General features: G+C 56.7%; 14 protein-coding genes. 9 read left to right on the forward strand and 5 right to left on the reverse strand.

Annotated elements, in window-relative coordinates; translation table 11 throughout:
* Nucleotides 1-6 precede the first annotated feature (6 nt).
* The 7 genes from DBV39_RS12585 to gspF are packed head-to-tail and all read left to right on the forward strand — an operon-like array spanning nt 7 to nt 7551.
* Nucleotides 7-1074 carry a GspL/Epsl periplasmic domain-containing protein gene (locus tag DBV39_RS12585; RefSeq protein WP_159078935.1) on the forward strand — a complete coding sequence of 356 codons (1068 nt, stop codon included), beginning with the start codon at nt 7-9 and terminating at the stop codon, nt 1072-1074.
* Entirely contained in the window at nt 1071-1664 is a 594-nt protein-coding gene (gene gspM / locus DBV39_RS12590) for a type II secretion system protein GspM (RefSeq protein WP_108621820.1), read from the forward strand. The genes DBV39_RS12585 and gspM overlap by 4 nt, the downstream gene beginning before the upstream one ends.
* 2 nt (nt 1665-1666) lie before the next feature.
* On the forward strand, nt 1667-2431 hold the full coding sequence (gene gspN / locus DBV39_RS12595; protein ID WP_159078936.1) for a type II secretion system protein N: 765 nt from the start codon (nt 1667-1669) through the stop codon (nt 2429-2431).
* A 41-nt stretch (nt 2432-2472) separates the two neighbouring features.
* Nucleotides 2473-4113 (forward strand): type II secretion system secretin GspD, encoded by a 1641-nt coding sequence (gene gspD, locus DBV39_RS20465; RefSeq protein ID WP_322348717.1) that lies wholly within the window; start codon nt 2473-2475, stop codon nt 4111-4113.
* The gene (locus tag DBV39_RS20470; RefSeq protein ID WP_322348718.1) at nt 4110-4892 is read left to right on the forward strand and encodes a type II secretion system protein D; all 783 of its coding nucleotides are present in this window, start codon (nt 4110-4112) and stop codon (nt 4890-4892) included. The genes gspD and DBV39_RS20470 overlap by 4 nt, the downstream gene beginning before the upstream one ends.
* Before the next feature lie 7 nt (nt 4893-4899).
* Nucleotides 4900-6321, forward strand: coding sequence for a type II secretion system ATPase GspE (gene gspE / locus DBV39_RS12605; protein WP_108621822.1), 1422 nt, complete (start codon nt 4900-4902; stop codon nt 6319-6321).
* Between the two features lie 21 nt (nt 6322-6342).
* A complete protein-coding gene (gene gspF, locus DBV39_RS12610) occupies nt 6343-7551 on the forward strand; it encodes a type II secretion system inner membrane protein GspF (RefSeq protein ID WP_108621823.1) in 1209 nt (402 codons plus the stop codon).
* A 35-nt stretch (nt 7552-7586) separates the two neighbouring features.
* Here gspF and DBV39_RS12615 read toward each other — a convergent pair whose 3' ends face one another.
* The 3 genes from DBV39_RS12615 to DBV39_RS12625 all read right to left on the reverse strand — a co-directional run bounded on the left by DBV39_RS12615 (nt 7587) and on the right by DBV39_RS12625 (nt 12048).
* Nucleotides 7587-8744: a formylglycine-generating enzyme family protein gene (locus DBV39_RS12615; protein ID WP_108621824.1), complete on the reverse strand. Its 1158-nt coding sequence runs from the start codon at nt 8742-8744 to the stop codon at nt 7587-7589.
* The gene (locus DBV39_RS12620; RefSeq protein ID WP_108623261.1) at nt 8731-10902 is read right to left on the reverse strand and encodes a sulfatase-like hydrolase/transferase; all 2172 of its coding nucleotides are present in this window, start codon (nt 10900-10902) and stop codon (nt 8731-8733) included. The genes DBV39_RS12615 and DBV39_RS12620 overlap by 14 nt, the downstream gene beginning before the upstream one ends.
* Nucleotides 10903-11121: 219 nt before the next feature.
* Nucleotides 11122-12048 (reverse strand): 3-hydroxyacyl-CoA dehydrogenase, encoded by a 927-nt coding sequence (locus tag DBV39_RS12625; RefSeq protein ID WP_108621825.1) that lies wholly within the window; start codon nt 12046-12048, stop codon nt 11122-11124.
* A gap of 372 nt (nt 12049-12420) precedes the next feature.
* Between DBV39_RS12625 and DBV39_RS12630 the strand changes: the two genes are divergently transcribed.
* Together DBV39_RS12630 and DBV39_RS12635 are read left to right on the forward strand one after the other, a co-directional pair.
* Nucleotides 12421-15417 (forward strand): CheR family methyltransferase, encoded by a 2997-nt coding sequence (locus DBV39_RS12630; RefSeq protein ID WP_108621826.1) that lies wholly within the window; start codon nt 12421-12423, stop codon nt 15415-15417.
* A 158-nt stretch (nt 15418-15575) separates the two neighbouring features.
* The gene (locus DBV39_RS12635; RefSeq protein WP_159078937.1) at nt 15576-18011 is read left to right on the forward strand and encodes a sensor domain-containing protein; all 2436 of its coding nucleotides are present in this window, start codon (nt 15576-15578) and stop codon (nt 18009-18011) included.
* 77 nt (nt 18012-18088) lie between these two features.
* On the opposite strand, the gene DBV39_RS19535 is transcribed toward DBV39_RS12635, so the two are convergent.
* Nucleotides 18089-18271 carry a hypothetical protein gene (locus DBV39_RS19535; protein ID WP_159078938.1) on the reverse strand — a complete coding sequence of 61 codons (183 nt, stop codon included), beginning with the start codon at nt 18269-18271 and terminating at the stop codon, nt 18089-18091.
* 156 nt (nt 18272-18427) lie between these two features.
* Nucleotides 18428-19228, reverse strand: coding sequence for an enoyl-CoA hydratase-related protein (locus tag DBV39_RS12640; RefSeq protein WP_108621828.1), 801 nt, complete (start codon nt 19226-19228; stop codon nt 18428-18430).
* Between the last annotated feature and the right edge of the window lie 15 nt (nt 19229-19243).

Raw genomic sequence — 19243 nt, forward strand, 5'->3', positions numbered from 1 at the left:
ACCCGCATGAGACAACATTTCCGGATACAGCTACCCGCACTCAAGTCCGTCAATGCCGCCAGCCTGGTAGAGCTGGTCCAGGTTGACCCGTCACAGCGGGTGGTGCATACCCATCATCTCCGGCTCGATATGCTTGCTGACACGGTAAGGTCTGCCCATGTTTATGTGCTGCTTGACCCTGCCGATGCGGTCGTTGCAGAGATCAGCCTGCCACCCTTGCCACGAACAAGACAACGCGAGGCGGTTGTGGCAAGTGTTGAACCAATGATCCTTGGACGGCTCGATACGACGCTGATTACGTATGCCCCCCGGGACGAACAGACCGGCACCACCCAGGTCGCCTGGACAGACAAGGACGCGCTGCTACGGGTCTGGCGCCTGCTACTGGAACTGGGTCTCAAGGTTAAAGGAATCATGCCCGGACAGCCACTTCCTGACCAGGAGCGCGGTGTGTTCGAGGCAGAGGACTCGCTAACAGGAAATGGCGGCGCAGAAATACGACCTGCGCTACCAGCTCTGTCTGGCTGCTCGTTTACGCTGGCGCATGAAGAGCCATTGTCCAGACCCGGCCCCACCCGATCAACCATGATCTGGACCGCCGTCGCAGCAGGCGTATGGATCGTTGGCCTGAACTTGTACGCAATGCAATTGAACCGTGAGGCAGAAACAATCCTGCAAGCGATCGAATCCACGGTGAGAGCGGGCTTTCCGGAGATACCAGTCTTGCTTGATCCTGTCATTCAGGCGCAACGCCAGCTTGACCTGCTTGAACGCAAAGCATCTGGAACATCGCAGGACCCGTTTATCGAACTGGTAGCAGATGCCAGTGTATTACTGCCTTTTGTTTCATCCCGGGTCCGTACACTCGAGTATGAAAACGGTCACCTCACCTTGGGGCTTGCGTCCGGTGCCAATATGATGACAGATTCACCCAGCAGGTCTGATCTGAACAAAGAAGCAAACCGTCTTGGACTGATCCTTAATCACGACGAATCGAATCCTGATCGCTGGCAAGTATCGCGCCAGAATACCACCGCATCACAATCCGTTGCTACAGGGACTCGTCAACAATGAACCAGCCGACCCGATCTTCGACTCGTGCCACTGATGGCCGATATCCGCTACTGACCTGGTTGCAAGGCATGCAACAGCGAGGCCAGGCGACCTGGGCAAAACTGACAGCGCGTGAGCGTATCTTTGTGACCACGGGCGGGCTCGCTATTCTCTTGATTGCGATCTGGCTACTGGCGATCAAGCCAGCGCTGTCGTCGATCCATATGGACCATCAGAGGATTGTGAGCCTGCAGACTGACCTGGCTCGCGTCCAGGCCCTTGGACTGCAGGCACAAACCCTCCGGTCACGTGTCCTGACGCGCGACATCCCGATACCGTCCACAGTGGAGCTGCAGGGCAGCCTGACGCAAGCCGGTCTGCCCGTCACTGTCGAGCCGCTAGCCGGCTCAAATGTGTCAGCGGACGGTGAGCAGTGGCAATTGCGCATTGAACAGGCGAAAGTCGATGGTCTGATGCAATGGCTTACTGAATCGCTTCGGGCGTACAACCTACGCATTGTGCAAGCAACATTGCAGCGCGCCGAGGTGGACCACCGGGACCGGCCAGGATACGTGACGGGCATCATCAGCCTTGCTAATGGAGGAGCATAGCCTTGAGCAACCTGACACGCCTTGGGATTCATGCCGGTTTCTGGCTTGCACTGGCGTTCATCAGTGCACTGGCGGCTTTGCCGGCAACCTGGGTTCTTGATCAGAACACACAGAGATTGCCCTTTCATCCTGTCGCAACCCGCGGTACGATCTGGCATGGCCAGACACTCGTTGCAATAGGTCAGCCAGGCTATGAGCGTACCTTGCCCGACCCGGTCCGCTGGCAAACTTCGTTGACTCCCCTGCCAGAGGTCACTGTCACACATCCCTGGCTCGCAGGACCCGTTATCATCACCCTTGGACTCCAGGGCCTGCATATCTCGGCACAGACGATTGAACTACCTGCTCCACTGCTGACAACCGTCAATGCGGTGCTGGCGTCTGCCAACCCTGGAGGTGAGATCCAGATCAAATGGCCAGCCCTGTCATTCGGACCTGGCCAACGTCTGGCCGGAACATCGGTTGCCCAGATTGAATGGCTGGACGCCAGTGTCGGCCTCACTTCCGTCGCGCCACTGGGCTCTTATCGTGCTGATGTATCCACGCAGCAAGACGGCACCATGGCTGTCATCCTCACAACCATCCATGGCCCTCTTGTCGCGCGGGGTTCTGGTTCATTTTCCGCGGAGCAGCGCCTGCTTATGAACCTGACGCTGGAGGCGGACCCAGCGGCACCGGCCGCCATTCGGGATGATCTGCAAACATTCATGTCCACTTTTGGGACTGGCACATCGGGCCAAGGACAGACCCGGTTGCGCTTGCAGTAGCCTTGCATCAAACTCACAGAACATCACTTAATCGAACAGACATGACCCACCTGAAATACAGACATGGCCTGATGCCATCCAGACAGACTTCTGGCATCCTATCCGTGCTACTCACCGTCTTTCTGGTGGCAGGCTGTTCAACACAGCAACGCGGCGCCAACCCTGGCAACATGCCGTCACAGCTTATTGTGAAGACGTCTGATCATTACGGCACTCAGCGCCAGGCAGGTGGTGAAAGTGCCCGACCGTTCAGAACCGTCGAACCTGAGATCCAGTTCGAGAATGAGTCACACTCTGATCTGAATCGATCAACGGGCGGCTCTTCAAATCAGCCCCGGATTCAACCAGTCTCATCACCAGGACGAATTCCGCCATCCGAAGATGGGCCTCGCACCATGCTCAGCTTTGTTGACGCAGACCTGCCCGGGGTCATTCAGGCGCTGGCGCGCTTTACCGGACAGAACTTCGTCACTGACCCGCGCGTGAAAGGCCAGCTGACCCTGGTTTCTGAGGAGCCTGTGACACCTGACCAGGCATACAACATGCTGCTGGCTGCGCTTCGCATGCAGGGATTTGCCGTAGTCGAGGTGGATGGAGTCAATCGTGTCCTTCCAGAGGCTGATGCCAAGCTACAGGGTATGCCAGTCTTTCAGGGACAAGGTGTTTCTTCCCCACGTGGCGATCTTGCGACCCGGGTGTTCCAGTTACGTTATGAGAATGCAGCCAGTCTTGTTCCAGTGCTTCGCCCCATGATCGCACCCAACAACACCATCAATGCCTACCCTGCCAACAACACGCTGATCATCACTGACTACACCGACAATCTGGACCGCATTGCTGCAGTCATTGAAAGCATCGATACACCGAACTCATTTAGCACCGATGTGATCCCGATTCGTCACGGGCTGGCACTGGATGTGGCTGCACTGGCCTCGCAGATGCTCAGATCAGATGGCCCTTCAGGAAACCAGACTATGGTACTTGCGGATACCCGAAGCAACTCCGTACTGATTCGGGCCAGTAGTCCAGACCGCCTGGCTGCTGCCCGCAAACTGGTCAGGCGCATCGACAGCACAGACACTCGCGAAGGAAATCTCAACGTGGTTTACCTGCGTAACGCGCAGGCGACCCAACTGGCAAAGGTTCTGAGAGGGGTGCTCTCCGGCCACGCTTCCGAAGCGGATGAATCCTCGGCAAGCAGTGGTTTCGATAACAACCGGATGGCAGGCATGAGTAGTGGTGATCCGTCTGCTACGCGAGAGGTTGTCGCAAGCCCGACCGGCGGATCGATATTTGACAGTCTCCCAACTGGCGGGTCTTCCGATTCGAGTCAGTCTCTTTCGGGAAACAACCTGGATCCGTATTCGTTTACCGCGGGCGGTGCAACAGTTCAGGCGGACCCTGCCACCAACACCCTGATCATTTCTGCCCCGCCACCGATCTATCGCAACCTCAGAAAAGTCATTGACCAACTCGATCAGCGACGTGCACAAGTTCTGGTGGAGACGCTGATCGTGGAAGTCAACGCAGAGAATCTGGCCGAATTCGGTATCCAGTGGATGGTGGGCGGTGACAATCTGTCCCGAAACAGTAGTAGCGGATTCATCGGTGGTGCCAACTTCGGGGGACTGGCATCAACACTTCGGGTGTCACCACAATCGACAGCCTCGGTGCGGGCATGAGCCTGGGTGTGGTCAGTGGATCGATCAACGTGCTGGGCAATCAGATACTCAATCTAGGCCTGCTTGCGCGAGCCATGCAGTCCACGGGCGATGTCAACGTGCTGTCCACTCCCAACCTGATGACCATGGACAACGAGGAAGCCAGCATCATGGTCGGAAGAACAGTTCCCTTCGTCACAGGTCAGTACACGACCTCGGCTGACGGCGCCAGCAATCCATTCCAGACCATCACCCGGGAAGACGTCGGACTGACACTTCGTGTCAGGCCCCAGATCAGTGAAGGCGGCACCGTCAAACTCGCAATCTACCAGGAAGTCAGCAGCATCGATACGGCGGCTTCCAGTCCGTCGACTGGCATCATCACCCGCAAGCGAGCCCTTGACACGGATGTACTCATTGACGACGGCCAGATCATCGTACTGGGGGGCTTACTGGAGGACACGATCATGGACGACACCAGTTCGGTCCCATTGCTGGGAGACATCCCCGGTATTGGCAATCTGTTTCGCTATGACACCCGACGCCGCACAAAAACCAATCTGATGGTTTTTCTGCGGCCCCACATCATCCGCGATGCTCGCGACGGTGCCAGCATCACCCTTGATCGCTATAACTACATGCGTGCGGCCCAGGAACATCTGCCACCGCGCTCGACCTGGTTCGATCCCAACGCCGAGATGAGCCAGCTCCCTGCGCTGCAACAAAATCCTCGCAACGGTTTGCTGGACCTGCGAAATGCGCCCTCAGCGCCTCAGGCGCCTGTCAACAGTAATCTGTGAGCAAGCGATGACCGTCAGGCTCCCGTTTGTCTGGGCCCGTGCGAACGGTGTCCTCATCGAGACAGATTCTCAAGGTCAGCGCCTTGTGATCTGTCCGCGCACGCCGCAATGGGCCCTCGCCGAGATGCGCCGGGTACATGGATCACTGCCCATCCAGAGCGTGAGCGACACCGAGTTCGAGACTCGCATCGCCAGGACCTATGCCGACACAGACGACGCGGCCGCAATTGTTGACTCGGTCAGCAACGACTACGACCTGGACCGTCTGATGCAGGCCATGCCAGAGGTTGAGGATTTGCTCGAAGTCCACGACGACGCGCCTGTCATCAGGATGATCAACGCACTGATCACACAGGCTGTTCGTGATGGTGCCAGTGACATCCATCTGGAAGCGTTTGAAACACGCTCTGTCGTGCGATATCGGGTTGACGGCACCTTGCGTACCATCGTAGCGCCCAGAAGGGCCCTGCACAACGCCATGATTTCACGCATCAAGATCATGGCTGGCCTGGACATCGCAGAAAAGCGCCTTCCGCAGGATGGACGAATCGCCCTTTTGATTGGAGGCAAGGCAGTCGATGTCCGGGTCTCGACACTGCCGACCGGTCATGGTGAGCGGGCAGTGCTCAGACTACTCGACAAGACTGCGGGCAGACTGACGCTTGAACACCTGGGGATGGCACCGAGCGTCCTGAGCCAGCTCGACACGCTGATCCACCGCCCCCACGGCATCGTGCTGGTGACTGGGCCGACCGGTAGCGGCAAGAGCACCACGCTGTATGCGGCCTTGAGCCGCCTCGACACCGGCACCGCCAATATCCTGACAGTTGAAGATCCGATCGAGTACGATTTGCCGGGCGTTGGCCAGACGCAAGTCAATCCGCGCATCGATCTGAGCTTCGCGAGAGCCTTGCGCGCTATCCTGAGACAGGACCCCGACATCATCATGATCGGCGAGATACGCGACCTGGAAACCGCTCAGATTGCCGTTCAGGCCGCCCTGACAGGTCACCTGGTGCTGGCCACGCTCCATACCAACGATGCTGTCGCTTCGATCACACGTCTGACCGACATGGGGATCGAACCCTTCCTGCTCGCCTCGACACTGCAAGGAGTTCTTGCACAGAGATTGTTCAGAAAACTGTGCCGGCACTGCAAGATGGCACAACCCGATGGATCGTTCGAACCAGCACCTGATGGATGTGTCCATTGTGGAAACACGGGATATTCGGGACGTAGTGGAATCCACGAGTTGCTTGTCATCGACGAGCAACTGCGAGAAATGATTCATGATGAGACAAGCGAACAGTTCATCCGGCAAAAGGCCATCGAGCGTGGCATGCGCACGCTGAATCAGGACGGACAGCGCTGGGTCGAGTCGGGCGACACTACCGCGGCCGAGATTATCCGCATCACCCGGGATCCCTGATGCACGCAAGGAGCGCACGGCATGCCGAATTACCAGTATGAAGCGGCTGATCAGGTTTCTGGGAAGCTCTCTCAAGGCCAGATTGACGCAGAAAGCGAACGCAATGCCCGTCAGCAGTTACGCGCAAAAGGTCTGATTCCGCTCAAGATCACGCCCGGACAGACGTCTAGATCTGCCTTGTCGCCAGGCCGGGCGCGTCTGCGCTCCTCCGAACTGGGCTGGCTGACACGCCAGTTTGCAAACTTGCTTGACGCAGGACTGACACTCGAGGCAACGCTGACCGCAGCACTCGAGCAGGCCGATCGCAAACCTGTCGCCCACATGCTGGCGGCGATTCGCGCCGATGTGCGAGCGGGGCATCGTCTCAGCGATGCGCTATCAGCTCACCCAAAAGAGTTTCCTGCCATTTATCGTGGTCTGATCGAGGCTGGGGAGTCCTCGGGCGAACTGCCCAAAGTCATGAGCCGGCTGGCGAACTATCTGGACTCTCGTCATGCCACTCAGAACAAGCTCGTCACGGCGCTGATCTACCCGGCGCTGGTGACGATGGTTGCGCTAGTCATGGTACTGTTTCTGTTAACCCACGTCGTTCCGCAGGTGGTGGGCGCGTTTACCCAGACTCAGCAGCGCCTGCCATGGGCAACAGAGGTACTTCTGGGCGTGAGCCACTATGTGCAACATTGGGGTTGGCAATCGGCTCTGGTCATTCTGGCAGGGATGCTCGCGACACGATTGCTGCTGCGTGATCCGCGCGCTCGCAGGCGCTGGGACACCAAGCTGCTAGGCCTTCCGGTTCTCGGTCGCTACATTCAGGAAGTGAACACTGAGAGGTTTGCTTCAACGCTTGCCATTCTTGTGGGAAGTGGCGTCCCGCTCCTCATGGCACTCGAATCTTCCCGCAAAACCTTGACCAACACCCAGCTTCAGGCCGCCATCGGGGACACCACCGAGCGTGTCAGGCAAGGCAGCACCCTTTACTCGGCATTGCAGGCGCAGAAGGCTTTCCCGCCAATCCTGGTACATCTGGTCGAAAGCGGTGAGCGAACCGGTCAGCTACCCGAGCTACTCGAACGCGCTGCGATCACACTGTCTTCAGAGGTACAGCAGCGCACATCCCGACTGGCCGCCGTGCTGGAACCCCTGGCGACCCTGATCATGGGTGCACTGGTACTGTTTATCGTACTGGCCATCATGCTGCCGATCATCGAGATCAACCAGCTGGTGCAATGACAGACAGAACCACAAATTCTGACAAGGTCTGATCTCTATGGCGCAGGGGCGTCACTGACTAGCCGAAAGCCAAGGTGTGACATCGGGCTGTATGGATCACTGCCCTGACGCGCACTAGGGCGATAGGACAGGCAATACCGCTCGTTACACAGGAATGACCCACCTCGAATCACGCGCTTTGGAGCATCTGCCGGCACGCCAGGCTCATAGGGATCGTAGGATTGCGAGGGGCCTTGCGGATCCACAATGTGTCCCTTAGCCTTTCGAGCCTGTTCAATGAAGTAATCTGCCTGGTACCAGTCAGCGACCCATTGCCATGCGTTACCGGTCATGTCGTACAGACCGTACCCATTGGGCGCAAAAGTTTTAACCGGTAATGTGCCGGTCGCGCCACCCGCCTTCGGGCTGACGACAGGAAACGTTGGCGAATCGCTCCAGTAATTGGCCTGCAAACGACCCTCTGGCATCAGCTCATCCCCCCAGACATAGGTCGCCTGCTCAAGACCGCCTCTGGCCGCAAATTCCCATTCGGCTTCAGTCGGCAACCGTTTGCCTGCCCAGTGGGCATAGGCAAGCACATCTTCATAGCTGACCTGAACAACAGGATGATCGGCTTTACCTTCGATCGTGCTGTCCGGACCTTGTGGAAAACGCCAGTCAGCGCCTGGCACATAGGTCCACCACTGCCAGTAATGCATCAGATTCGCTGGCGCGGATGTGCCTGTAAACACCATCGCACCAGATACAAGCACTTCCTCAGGAGGACGCGGCGTACCTGGTGGCAACTGGACCCTGATCGTTTCCCAGTCTGGCTTACGCTGAGCGGTTGTGACATAACCTGTTTCTTCGACAAACCTGGCAAAGTCCTGATTGGTCACGTGCGTGACATCCATCCAGAATCCGTCGACCCGAACTGGATGTGCCGGTTTTTCGTTTGGTTGCGCCAGCCGGCTGTCGCTACCCATCAGAAACTCGCCGCCCGGGACCCAGGCCATGTCAGCTGGCCCGGTCACCCCGTCACCCACCACGATTTCATGTGGTGTGTCGCGGGGACCTGTCTGCCAGCCTGGTCTTTCCAGCCATGATGACCCTGACCACAGCGATCCGAGCCACCATCCAGCCAGGACGAGAACAGCAACTGCCAGCGTTGCTAACCCGACCCGGCTGAAGCGGCCTGCATTAGTACGTGCCATAACTTGGAGGGCAGGTCCGGCCTAGGTTCGCCTGAATGATGTCTCCATCAACTGAGTTGGTCTTGCCATCCAGCACACCATTGACAAAAAAGTCATACACACTCGACAGCCCCCAGCTCGAAGCGATCTGGCTCCAGTTGGCGACATCTTTTGCGTTGACCACGCCATCAATGTTGCCATCGCCCGCACAATACGGTTCAGAAGCCAGAATGCTGTCCATAGTGGTACGCAAGCTGGTGTACTGTGACTGGGTCGCTGCATCCTTGGCCGGAAGCAGATTGCGGTCCGGCGTGTCAAGCAGCGGCACTGGAACAGCCTGATTCACGGTATAGAGCTCTTCGGTCGTGATGGTTTGAACCGAGTCCGTCTGGGGCAAATAATCCTGAGTGATATTGCGAACCAGCTTGTACGTGTCATTGCGAACAGCAATTGATGTTTCCGGCAGAATATTGAACATGGTCTGCCCGTTGTCATAGAGTGCCTTGTTCACTTCATAACACATGCTGTAGCCTTGACCGCCATTGTCGATGACGGAAGGATCGGTGTACCCAGGGCCCCACCAGATGCCAGAATTGTCTTCGCAGACCGATTTGGACACCGGGATCTGGGAACAAGAGGTACTGATCGCACAAGGCGCATTGCGAGCGCCATTAGCCTGATAATTCACGCCACCCATCGAAAAATTGATGGTGCGAAGACTGCTCTGCCCGGCAGATTCCAGGTATGGCATGATCCCCACCGAATCGAGCGTCTGCGGTACGACCGCATGGGCATCCAGGTCAGCGACTTCGCCAAAGAACTGGAAAACATCCACCATGTTGACCATATGCTCGACGTCACGATCAGGTTCAGTCACCATAGGACCAGCGATGATTAACGGGTCCCAGATACCGGTCTGATACGCAGTACCTTTCGCTTCACTCGGCGAGAATGGCAGTTTGACCGCAGTGCCCAGCGTGCCATTGTCTCCAACGATCACAATGACGGTATTGCTCGCCTGGGGATCGTAGATCAAACGACCATCTGCGTCCTGTGTCGCGAGTCCGGTCTGGACCATGAGCCGGCCAAACTCGGTATCCATCGCCTCGGTCATGCGATCCTGAATCACCCGGCCATTTACAGTATTGGTGCAACTGAAACCATCAAACCCGGGATTAAGTGGACCAGGAATCAGGCTCGATGGTGGTTGCTGCCAGGGTGTGTGAGCAGAACTGTAACTAACCGACGCCATCCACGGCCGATTGCCGGAACGACTGTTGATCCACTGGATGGCGGCATCAGTCTCGATCCGTGTGCGATAGCCGCGTGACCGTGGATCGGTCAGCGGCACGTCCTCTACACTGTCACCATCGAGAATGACCAGCGGAGAAACGTAGTAGGCATTCTGAACGTTGAAGTTCAGACCCGAAGGGGGTGCGCCACAACTCTGGTCAGGCACAAAAATCCCGCCAGAGTCCAGACACTGCAGTCCTGGCGCCTCCAGATCTGACTTTGACCTGCTCAGGCTGCTACAAGATCCGTCGGCCTGATAACAGGCCCCGCGATCAGTTCCTCCCGCGGCGCGACCGGGCACAAACCCGCAGGAATAGGTTCCGGCTGGCGCAACGCCACCGGCAGTGGTATCGATCGAACCCGGCAAACCGCCAATCCAGCCGTAGAAGTAATCCCAGCCAAGCTCTCGTGGAGTAGTGATACCGGCCGAATTATTCTCGGGTCCAGCCAGGTGAAACTTGCCGAACATCGCGCTTTCGTAATCGGCCTGATCCAGCATCTTGGGGACCGTCACCTCATACGGGGATATCTGGGAGTTGGCCAGATCATTGGGACCAATCGCCTGATAAATGTTCGTCCGGTAAGGGTAACGGCCTACAAATGCAGCCGCCCGTCCGGGGGAGCACTCTGGCATGGACCAGGTATTGCGGAATCGCACGCCGGCTTTGGCGATCGCATCCATGTTCGGAAGAAAGGGACCTGTGACGCCCCCGTAACCAAATGATTTCATCTGGTCGATGCCGACATCGTCCATGATGACAAACAGAATATTCGGTTTGGCGGTATCGTCGTCGGCCGCAGCACTACTGCCCCCACCACCACTATCACAACCCGCAAGACCTGCGGACAACACGATTGCACCGGCAATTGTGGTAACACCTTTCATGATGCGACCCTTCTTATTGTTGGTATCTGGACGACATGCTGGCGACTCAACGGAGGGCGGCAGTGTCCATTCCGTGACGTGCGTGAGCAAATACACCCGGATTGACACATGTCAATACCGCACTTATACCTCAAAGTTCCGCCTCACGGGTGATCCGCGGATCACCTTTCGCATCCGCAACACTGTCGATATAACCACCAGCAAATGTTGACCAGAACCTCATTGCGCTTCAGATCGTTTGTGCCGCATCAGAGCCATGAGGCGCTGATCACGCCAGATCCGTCGTTTCTCAAGCTCATCTGCGGACAGCAGCTCTCGCCTTTCCTGGTCCAGACGCTCTACCAGACTGTCTGACCAAGGCTCGGTACTCGTCTGCTCAAGCGACATGCGCTGAAACATGCCGCCATAACGGTTGCAGTACTCCTTCAAACCGCCTGGTGCGTTCAGATCAATAGTCTCTAAAGGCCCCATAAAGGCCCAGCGCAAACCGAGCCCGTCCTTGACCGTCGCATCCAGATCTTCGACACTGACCACACCCCGCTCAACCAGCCGGAAGGCCTCTCTCAACAATGCCCCCTGCAACCGGTTCAGTACAAACCCTTCAACCTCTTCGTTGACCGTAACAGGCTTCTGCCCGATCTGATCCATAAGTTGCCGGGTTCGCAGCACCACATCCGGGTCAGTCCAGGGTGCGGGACAGATCTCCACCACAGGGATCAGGTATGGGGGATTGACCGGATGCGCTACCAGGCACCGGTTTTGCCCGGCCAGCGCGTCGGTAAAGGCCGAAGCAGGAATGCTGGAAGTCGAGCTCGCCAGAATGACACCTGACGGTGCCAGGGTGTCCATCTGTTCAAAAATCTGTCGCTTGATCTCAACCTTCTCAGGGAGACTCTCTTGCACGTAGTCGACGCCATCAAGCACATCTTCCAGTGATGAACAGATCTGAAGTCGCCCAGTCACATCCTCGGGATTATCAAGCAGGCCGCACGCTTGAAGCTCACGAATCTGCCGCTTGACGATTTCGTAGCCCGTTTGCAAGGCTTGCTCACTCCCATCCCACATCTGCACCTGACACCCACCACGGGCATACACAATCGCCCATGCCTGACCAACCAGACCACTTCCAACAATGGCAACTTTCATGACACGACACCCTTATCCATTTGATTTGAAATCACCGGAAATCACTTTTTGTGACACTTTTTTAGCAATTCTTCTACCGGACTCGAAGCGCAAACGTCGTTGTCGCGTAATCTGACCTGCATACGGCAACAGAAAAACCTCAACGTCCTCAGGATTTCGATCTGTTCCAGCAGGTAGCACGCTAAGCTGACGAAAATTCAAGGCAATCTGCCTTTGTGCGACACTTCAACTCCGGACTTTAGTGTCCGCTAATACCCAACCTCCGACACGAACGAAAGACAGACAATGCACGCAAAGCTGCCCTGACACAAGAACTCGACCAGCAACAGTGGTCCCGGTCAGCTGCGAGGCAACCTGATCAGCCAAACTGCCATGAACTCAATGTCGCCTGGACCCAATCTGCAAACAGACCGCAAGCCCGACCAAACTGCAAACGCACCGCCTGTTCGTCCCGAATACCTGATCGCAATCGGCGCATCAGCCGGTGGACTTGATGCACTCGAGAAACTGGTGGCCGGACTGGCGATCGACTCGGGTGCCGCATTTGTCATCATCCAGCACCTGTCGCCTGACTACAAGAGCATGATGGACACCCTGCTCTCGCGTCACACCCGCATGTCAGTGGTCGTGGTACACGACAACATGCCGCTTTTGCCAAACCGGATTCATCTGATCCCGCCCGGCTCCCTGATGCACGTCGACGACGATCGCCTGAGACTCACTCCCAAGGAGCCTCGCGTCAACACCTTGCCAGTCGATGTGTTCTTTCAGTCGGCTGCCAGAACCTGGGGCAACCGCTGTGTAGGAGTCATTCTCTCTGGCACGGGGTCGGATGGAACGCGAGGCATATTGACGATCAACGAACTGGGCGGTTTCTCGATCGCACAGGAGCCTTCCGACGCAGCGTTTGACGGCATGCCGCGCAGTGCCATTTCCACAGGACTGGTCGACGAGGTTCTGCCCGTTGAGTCCATTCCAGCACGACTGATGGCGCATGTACTCAGGGGAGCTTTCGAATCCGTTGGCGCTGCAACCCGGTCTGATGCCCCTGTCACTTCAGACAAGTCTACGTCCGAAGGGGCGCTGGCCGGAATTCTGCACTTGCTGCATCAACTGACCGGGGTAGACTTCCGGGAGTACAAGCCTGCCACAGTGGTGCGGCGCATCGAGCGACGCATGACGGTCAGGCAGGTATCTGACGTCCATGACTATCTCGAACTGCTCAAGGACGACCGCACCGAGGCTCAGACACTCGGTCATGAGATCCTGATTCCTGTCACGAGCTTCTTCAGAGATGTCGATGCATTCGACATTCTGGAGTCACAAATCATTGCTCCACTGGTTGCGAACCGGCAGTCTGGTCAGCCAATTCGGGTATGGTGTGCAGGAGTATCGACTGGCGAGGAAGCCTACTCGATTGCGCTTCTGTTTCTCGAAGCGTTCGAGAAACAGAAGCGCTGGCCAAGCCTGAAAATATTTGCAACCGACGTTAATCAGATCAATGTAGAGAACGCAGCCAGCGGCAGCTACCCGGAATCCATTGAAGCCGAAATATCCCCTGAACGCCTGAGTCGATTCTTCCAGAAGCGAGGCCACCGCTACGTGGTCAAGAGTGAGCTCCGGCAAACCGTCGTCTTTGCTCGTCACAACTTGCTGGTTGATCCGCCATTCACCCGGATGGATCTGGTTGTGTGCCGCAACACGCTTATCTACTTTAAGCCCCAGGCCCAGTCCAGCGCGTTGCGCCGTCTGCATTACGCGCTCACCCAGGACGCACACCTTTTCCTCGGGCCCAGCGAGTCTCTGGCGGAACTGAGTACAGACTTCAAGATCCTGAGCGCCCGATTCAAGCTCTGGCAGGTAGTGAGAACGGCAACCTCACCACTGGATCTGCACCGTCAGTCGGGTCCACAGGTCAGGACAGGCGTTCAACCTCCGAGACTCATGCAGCCTCGCCCCGCAAGACTGAGTAAAAGTGCGATTGATATCGGATTCGAGTCATTGCTCAAGAGTTTTGGGCCACCGCCTTCAGTACTCGTGAATGCGGCGCATGAACTCGTGCACGTGTACGGAGATGTTTCCCCTTTCCTCCGAATCCGCGACGGCCAGGTCTCACTGGATATCTCGCGCATGCTGCTGGAGCCACTGATTCCGATCGTCTCAGCGCTATTTTTCAAATGCGCGCGCGAAAGCGACGCGATATCGTCTGACGTTATCCGACTCCATGGTCCCCTGGCCAAAGAGCAGCCACCGCATCCTGCTCCCGAACTGGTCCGGCTCACTGCCATTCCCGCTGGCGATCTGGATGGTATCAACTACATGCTTCTGGTGTTCGAAACGATCGATACATCAGACACTGATCAGAATCGGCTCTCGGTCGATGTCTCCCAGGAAACAGCTGACCGAATCCAGGCACTCGAGCATGAACTAGCCATGACACGCGAGAATCTTCAGGCAACCATCGAGGAGCTCGAGACGGCAAACGAAGAGCTGCAAGCCACAAACGAGGAGATGATGGCCTCCAACGAAGAACTCCAGAGCTCCAACGAGGAATTGCAGTCGGTCAACGAGGAGCTCAACACCGTCAATGCCGAGTACCAGGAGAAGATCGAAATCCTGAATCGCATCAATGCGGACCTGGACAATCTGACCAAGGTGGTGGCCACCAGTACGCTGTTTGTTGACGAGACACTCGCCCTGGTTCGGTTCAGTGAAGAGGCTGCCAGTATTTTCAGACTCCGTGAAACAGATCTCGGGCGACCGCTAGGTGACTTGAACCACTCTCTGGACTATTCCGAGTTGATGCAAGACCTGTCACGCACCCTTGAAACCGGTGCCATGCTGGAAAAACGGGTGAGCAGCACACTGGATTCGCGTCATTTCGTGATACGCATGCTCCCCTACAATATTCCATCTACTGCAGCCCGGGGACTGGTCATCAGCCTGGTCGAGATCACTGAACTACACCAGGCTGTCGAGCGACTCCAGAATGTGGTCGACGCCCTGGCAGAGAGCGTGGCGGTACTGGACGAGAACGGTAACATTGTCATGGTCAACGACGCCTGGATCCGGTTTGGTCAGGCCAATGGCAATGACACGCTGATGCGAAGTGGGCCGGGGGACAATTATCTTGAGGCATGTCAGGATGCTGCCAAAACCGATACGGCAGCCCGCCAGGCTTATGACGGCATACGCAAGGTTCTCACGGGCCAGGCGGAACACTTTCAGATGACGTATCCTTGCCACTCACCTGAAACCAGACGCTGGTTCATCATGTACGCCAACCGTCTGCACAGCGACCAGTCTGGCGCGGTGATCAGCCACATTGATATCACAGGCGCTTACCAGCAAAAACAACCGGACTTATGAGCAACCACCCGCAAGATCCGATTGAAGCACTGCGACAGAAGGTTCGTAACGTAGTTGACAAGCGGCCTGCAGAGCGTTCCTCTGACTCGTCTGACCTAATCAGGTCGCTCGATACAGCGGCCCTCTCCGACCAAGGTCGGCACACCCCGACTGAGCGAATGATCAGCGACGCCATCCGACAGGCGCTTTTCATGCTGCCGGTGGCCGCACTGATCGTGGATGACCAGCTCAAAGTCCGCTTTGCAAATCTGGCTGCACACCAGTTGATCACCCGGACGACTGACAGTACGTCACGCCCTGATGTGTCGGGCGAGCCCTACGTGCTACAGCACTTTCTAGTTGTGGACGATATCGAGTTGCTAAGAGGAATGGTGCGCCAGTCCATTCTGTCCAAGAAGTCACTCGACGCCCGGATCAAAGGCAAGAGAGGCCATACTGAAATCATCGCCTGCCATGCCCAGATCACCCATTTGTCAGGAGAGGCAGGCGCATCACTGGCGTTGGTCGTGCTGACAAAGCTCGATGCAGAGAAGACCTCCACCTTGGAAACAGCAGAACCGATCGCGCCGGCGTTGCTGGCGGGCTCAACCGACTATGTGTTCGCCACCGATCCTGGCGGACGAGTGATCTACGCCAACCCTGCCTATCTGAGTGTGATCGACAAACCCGCCAGTGAAGTGATCGGACGTCGACTCGAGTATCTTCTGCCGTTGCGAAATGCCATCGAACACGTCCAAGCCGAGAACCAGATTCAAGCCACACAAGAATCCATGCGGATGTCCGAGGCAGTTTACCTTCGGAACGGGACATTCGAGCTCGATACGCACAAGTTCCCATTGCTGGACGAATCATCCAGACTCTACGGGATCGGGAGCATCTCGCGTGACATGACGGGTCCAAATGAGTCCCTGCGACTTCAGAAACTCAGCGAAGCCATCTTTCTGAACACTCGCGAAGCCATCGTCCTGACCGATGCACAGGGTCGTATCACAAGAGTCAATCCTGGCTGGGAGAGAATCACCGGGTTTTCTGAGGCGGCGGTGCTGGGAAAGAAATTGAGTCTGGTTCACTCTGGACACCAGGACTCCCGCCAGTACGAAGAAATCTGGCGAAATATTCTCGAGAATGGACACTGGAGCGGAGAACTCGTCAACCGAAAATCCGATGGCACAGAGTTTGTCGTCTGGTCGACCATCAGCGCCATGTTCAAGGAGGACGGCCATCTGCTGGGCTACCTGGCTGTCCAGACAGACATCACTGACCTTCGACAGGCGAATGAAAAGATCCGGCTACTTGCCAACACAGACACGCTGACCGGCCTGCCCAACCGTAAGAAATTCCTCGAACAACTTGACGATGAAATCGGCAAGGCGGGTACACATCATCCGTCGTTCGCACTGCTGTTTCTGGATCTTGATCACTTCAAGGAAGTCAACGATTCTCTGGGCCATCACATGGGCGACCACTTGCTGGTGCAGATTGCTCACCGCCTTGGCGAAGCGACCCGGACATCAGACATTGTGGCTCGTCTGGGCGGTGACGAGTTCACCATCCTGCTGCCGGCAACCTCACGCGACGAAGCGATCGTGATCGCCCATCAGATTCTCCAGCATGTCCACTACCCACTATTGCTGGACAGTTTCATCAACTATCGTCCCCAGGCGTCAATTGGCATAGCGATGTTTCCGGAGGATGGTGACTCGGGACAGGAACTACTCAAACATGCCGACCAGGCGATGTATGCAGCCAAGCACAAAGGGCGTAACCAGGCTCGTGCGTACTCGGCCGATCTTGAGCAAGCAAATCAGCGCACCTTCACGTTGCGCCGTGAGCTCGCCGATGCGCTGATGAATAACGAGTTGCGAGTATTCCTGCAACCTGTATTCGATCTTGAAACGCTTGATGTCATCGGCGCAGAGGCGCTGGTTCGCTGGCAGCACCCTTCCATGGGCCTGCTTTCTCCAGGAGAGTTCCTGCCCGTCGCGCAAGCGAGCAAGATGATGGGCGCCATCGACCACTGGGTGCTGGACGCCACCCTCAGACAAGTATCAGCATGGCACGCTCAAGGCCGGTGGAAGCCGGACTGGCGCGTATCAATCAACCAGAATACGGATGACATCCGGCATAAGGACTGGGCGAGTGAGCTCGCCCGGATGCTGAAGAAACTGAACCTACCGGCACAGGCTGTCGGCATCGAGCTCACCGAGGAACTCTGGACCGAACCTGTACCCGTTGTTCTTAAAAACCTGAGAACGATCCAGCAAATGGGACTCACCCTCTACATAGATGACTTCGGGACGGGCTATTCAAGCCTGGCCTACCTGAAGGAGCTGCCAGCATCTGTGATCAAGATCGATCAACATTTCGTGGCTCAACTCGACAGCGCCAATGAAGACTCCACACTGGTTGAAGCCATCATCGCGCTTGGAAAAAAACTGCAGTATCAGCTGATTGCCGAGGGCGTGGAAACAGAGGCCCAGCGAAAGGTCTTGCTTGCAAAGGGATGTACGGCCGCCCAAGGTTACCTGCTCAGCCCGCCTCTATCGGCCAAGTGTTTCGAGGAGAGGTTTCTGCCAGAGCCTTCACCTACCTGAACCGGTCTGGGTCAGCCTGAATCGCCTTGCCGGTCGGGATGCATCGGCAGGCGCTTCCCGACCCGGATATCGTTGACTCAGTTCGTTGCTTTCTGGATATCCTGACCGAGCTTCTCAACACTGTCTCCAAGCTGGGAGGCTGCCTTGTCGATTTCTTTTCCGGCTTTTTCTGCCGGACCTTCCTCTTCCTGGCATCCAGCCAGTCCGATCACAAACACCCCGCAAATCATTGCCAATACAGGACGGATTCTCGCGTTCAATTCTGGTCTCCTTTAATCGGGCCCGAAAGTATCATACGGAGTCCATCAGAAGATCTGATCGACTCCGCTCTCCCGGCATTTTAGCGCTTACGATCCGATGACATCATCGGCACTGCGAGGGTTGAATCGCGCGGTCACCTGCGGGCAATACGCTGATCAACGCTTTTGTGTCATAGCAATCACACGATTGACGGCATCAAGATGCTCAGGCTCGTTGTGACACATGCCCTGGAAGGTCGCACAAAGATCCAGAAAGTCCTTGAGCTCCATACGCTGCGCCATCTTCATCATGCGCTTGGTCAGACGCACGGCCTTGGGCGGTTGCGCAGCAAACTGTCGGGCCATTTCGCTGACACGGTCCATCAGTGCTTCAGGCTCAACCACTTCGAGCGAGATACCGATCTTCTTCGACTCCTCAGCGTCGACAATCCGTCCTGTCAGGGTCAACTCGAATGCCTGCTGGTAACCTATCAACCTCTGCATAAACCAGGCGCCACCATCACCCGGAATAATTCCGAGATTCAGGAATGTTTCTCCATACTTGGCTTTGGTCGACGCAATACGAACATCCGCCATGTTCGCCAGATCGAATCCTGCACCGATCGCAGGACCGTTGACCGCGGCAATGATGGGCACCTCCACCTGTTGCAACGCGATTGGAATACGCTGAATGCCGCGGCGATAACGTGCCTCGACCTCTGCCACCGTCCCCGCAAAATCTGCACCCCGCTCGGCCATGTCCTTGATATTGCCTCCGGCCGAGAAGGCCGATCCCGCCCCGGTGATGATCAACACCGATACATCGTCGCACCGGTTGATCCATTCAGCCACGTTGACGATGTCGTCAATCAGACCGGTTCCGGTAAGCGCGTTGCGCACATCATGCCGGTTGAGCGTCAGGGTCGCAACCCGGTTCTCGAGGGTTAAAAGGGCATCGTTGGTGACTGGCAATTGCATTTGTATTCTCTCCTT

It is taken from the genome of Orrella marina, assembly GCF_003058465.1.
Classification (GTDB): domain Bacteria; phylum Pseudomonadota; class Gammaproteobacteria; order Burkholderiales; family Burkholderiaceae_B; genus Algicoccus; species Algicoccus marinus.

Bases quoted from the DNA above. Each gene is read 5' to 3' on its own strand.
- gspE (WP_108621822.1), top strand. From the start codon at position 4,900: ATGACCGTCAGGCTCCCGTTTGTCTGGGCCCGTGCGAACGGTGTCCTC.
- gspM (WP_108621820.1), top strand. From the start codon at position 1,071: ATGAACCAGCCGACCCGATCTTCGACTCGTGCCACTGATGGCCGATAT.
- DBV39_RS12585 (WP_159078935.1), top strand. From the start codon at position 7: ATGAGACAACATTTCCGGATACAGCTACCCGCACTCAAGTCCGTCAAT.
- DBV39_RS12620 (WP_108623261.1), bottom strand. From the start codon at position 10,902: ATGAAAGGTGTTACCACAATTGCCGGTGCAATCGTGTTGTCCGCAGGT.
- gspF (WP_108621823.1), top strand. From the start codon at position 6,343: ATGCCGAATTACCAGTATGAAGCGGCTGATCAGGTTTCTGGGAAGCTC.
- DBV39_RS12640 (WP_108621828.1), bottom strand. From the start codon at position 19,228: ATGCAATTGCCAGTCACCAACGATGCCCTTTTAACCCTCGAGAACCGG.
- DBV39_RS12635 (WP_159078937.1), top strand. From the start codon at position 15,576: ATGATCAGCGACGCCATCCGACAGGCGCTTTTCATGCTGCCGGTGGCC.
- DBV39_RS12630 (WP_108621826.1), top strand. From the start codon at position 12,421: ATGAACTCAATGTCGCCTGGACCCAATCTGCAAACAGACCGCAAGCCC.
- DBV39_RS20470 (WP_322348718.1), top strand. From the start codon at position 4,110: ATGAGCCTGGGTGTGGTCAGTGGATCGATCAACGTGCTGGGCAATCAG.
- DBV39_RS12615 (WP_108621824.1), bottom strand. From the start codon at position 8,744: ATGGCACGTACTAATGCAGGCCGCTTCAGCCGGGTCGGGTTAGCAACG.
- gspD (WP_322348717.1), top strand. From the start codon at position 2,473: ATGACCCACCTGAAATACAGACATGGCCTGATGCCATCCAGACAGACT.
- DBV39_RS12625 (WP_108621825.1), bottom strand. From the start codon at position 12,048: ATGAAAGTTGCCATTGTTGGAAGTGGTCTGGTTGGTCAGGCATGGGCG.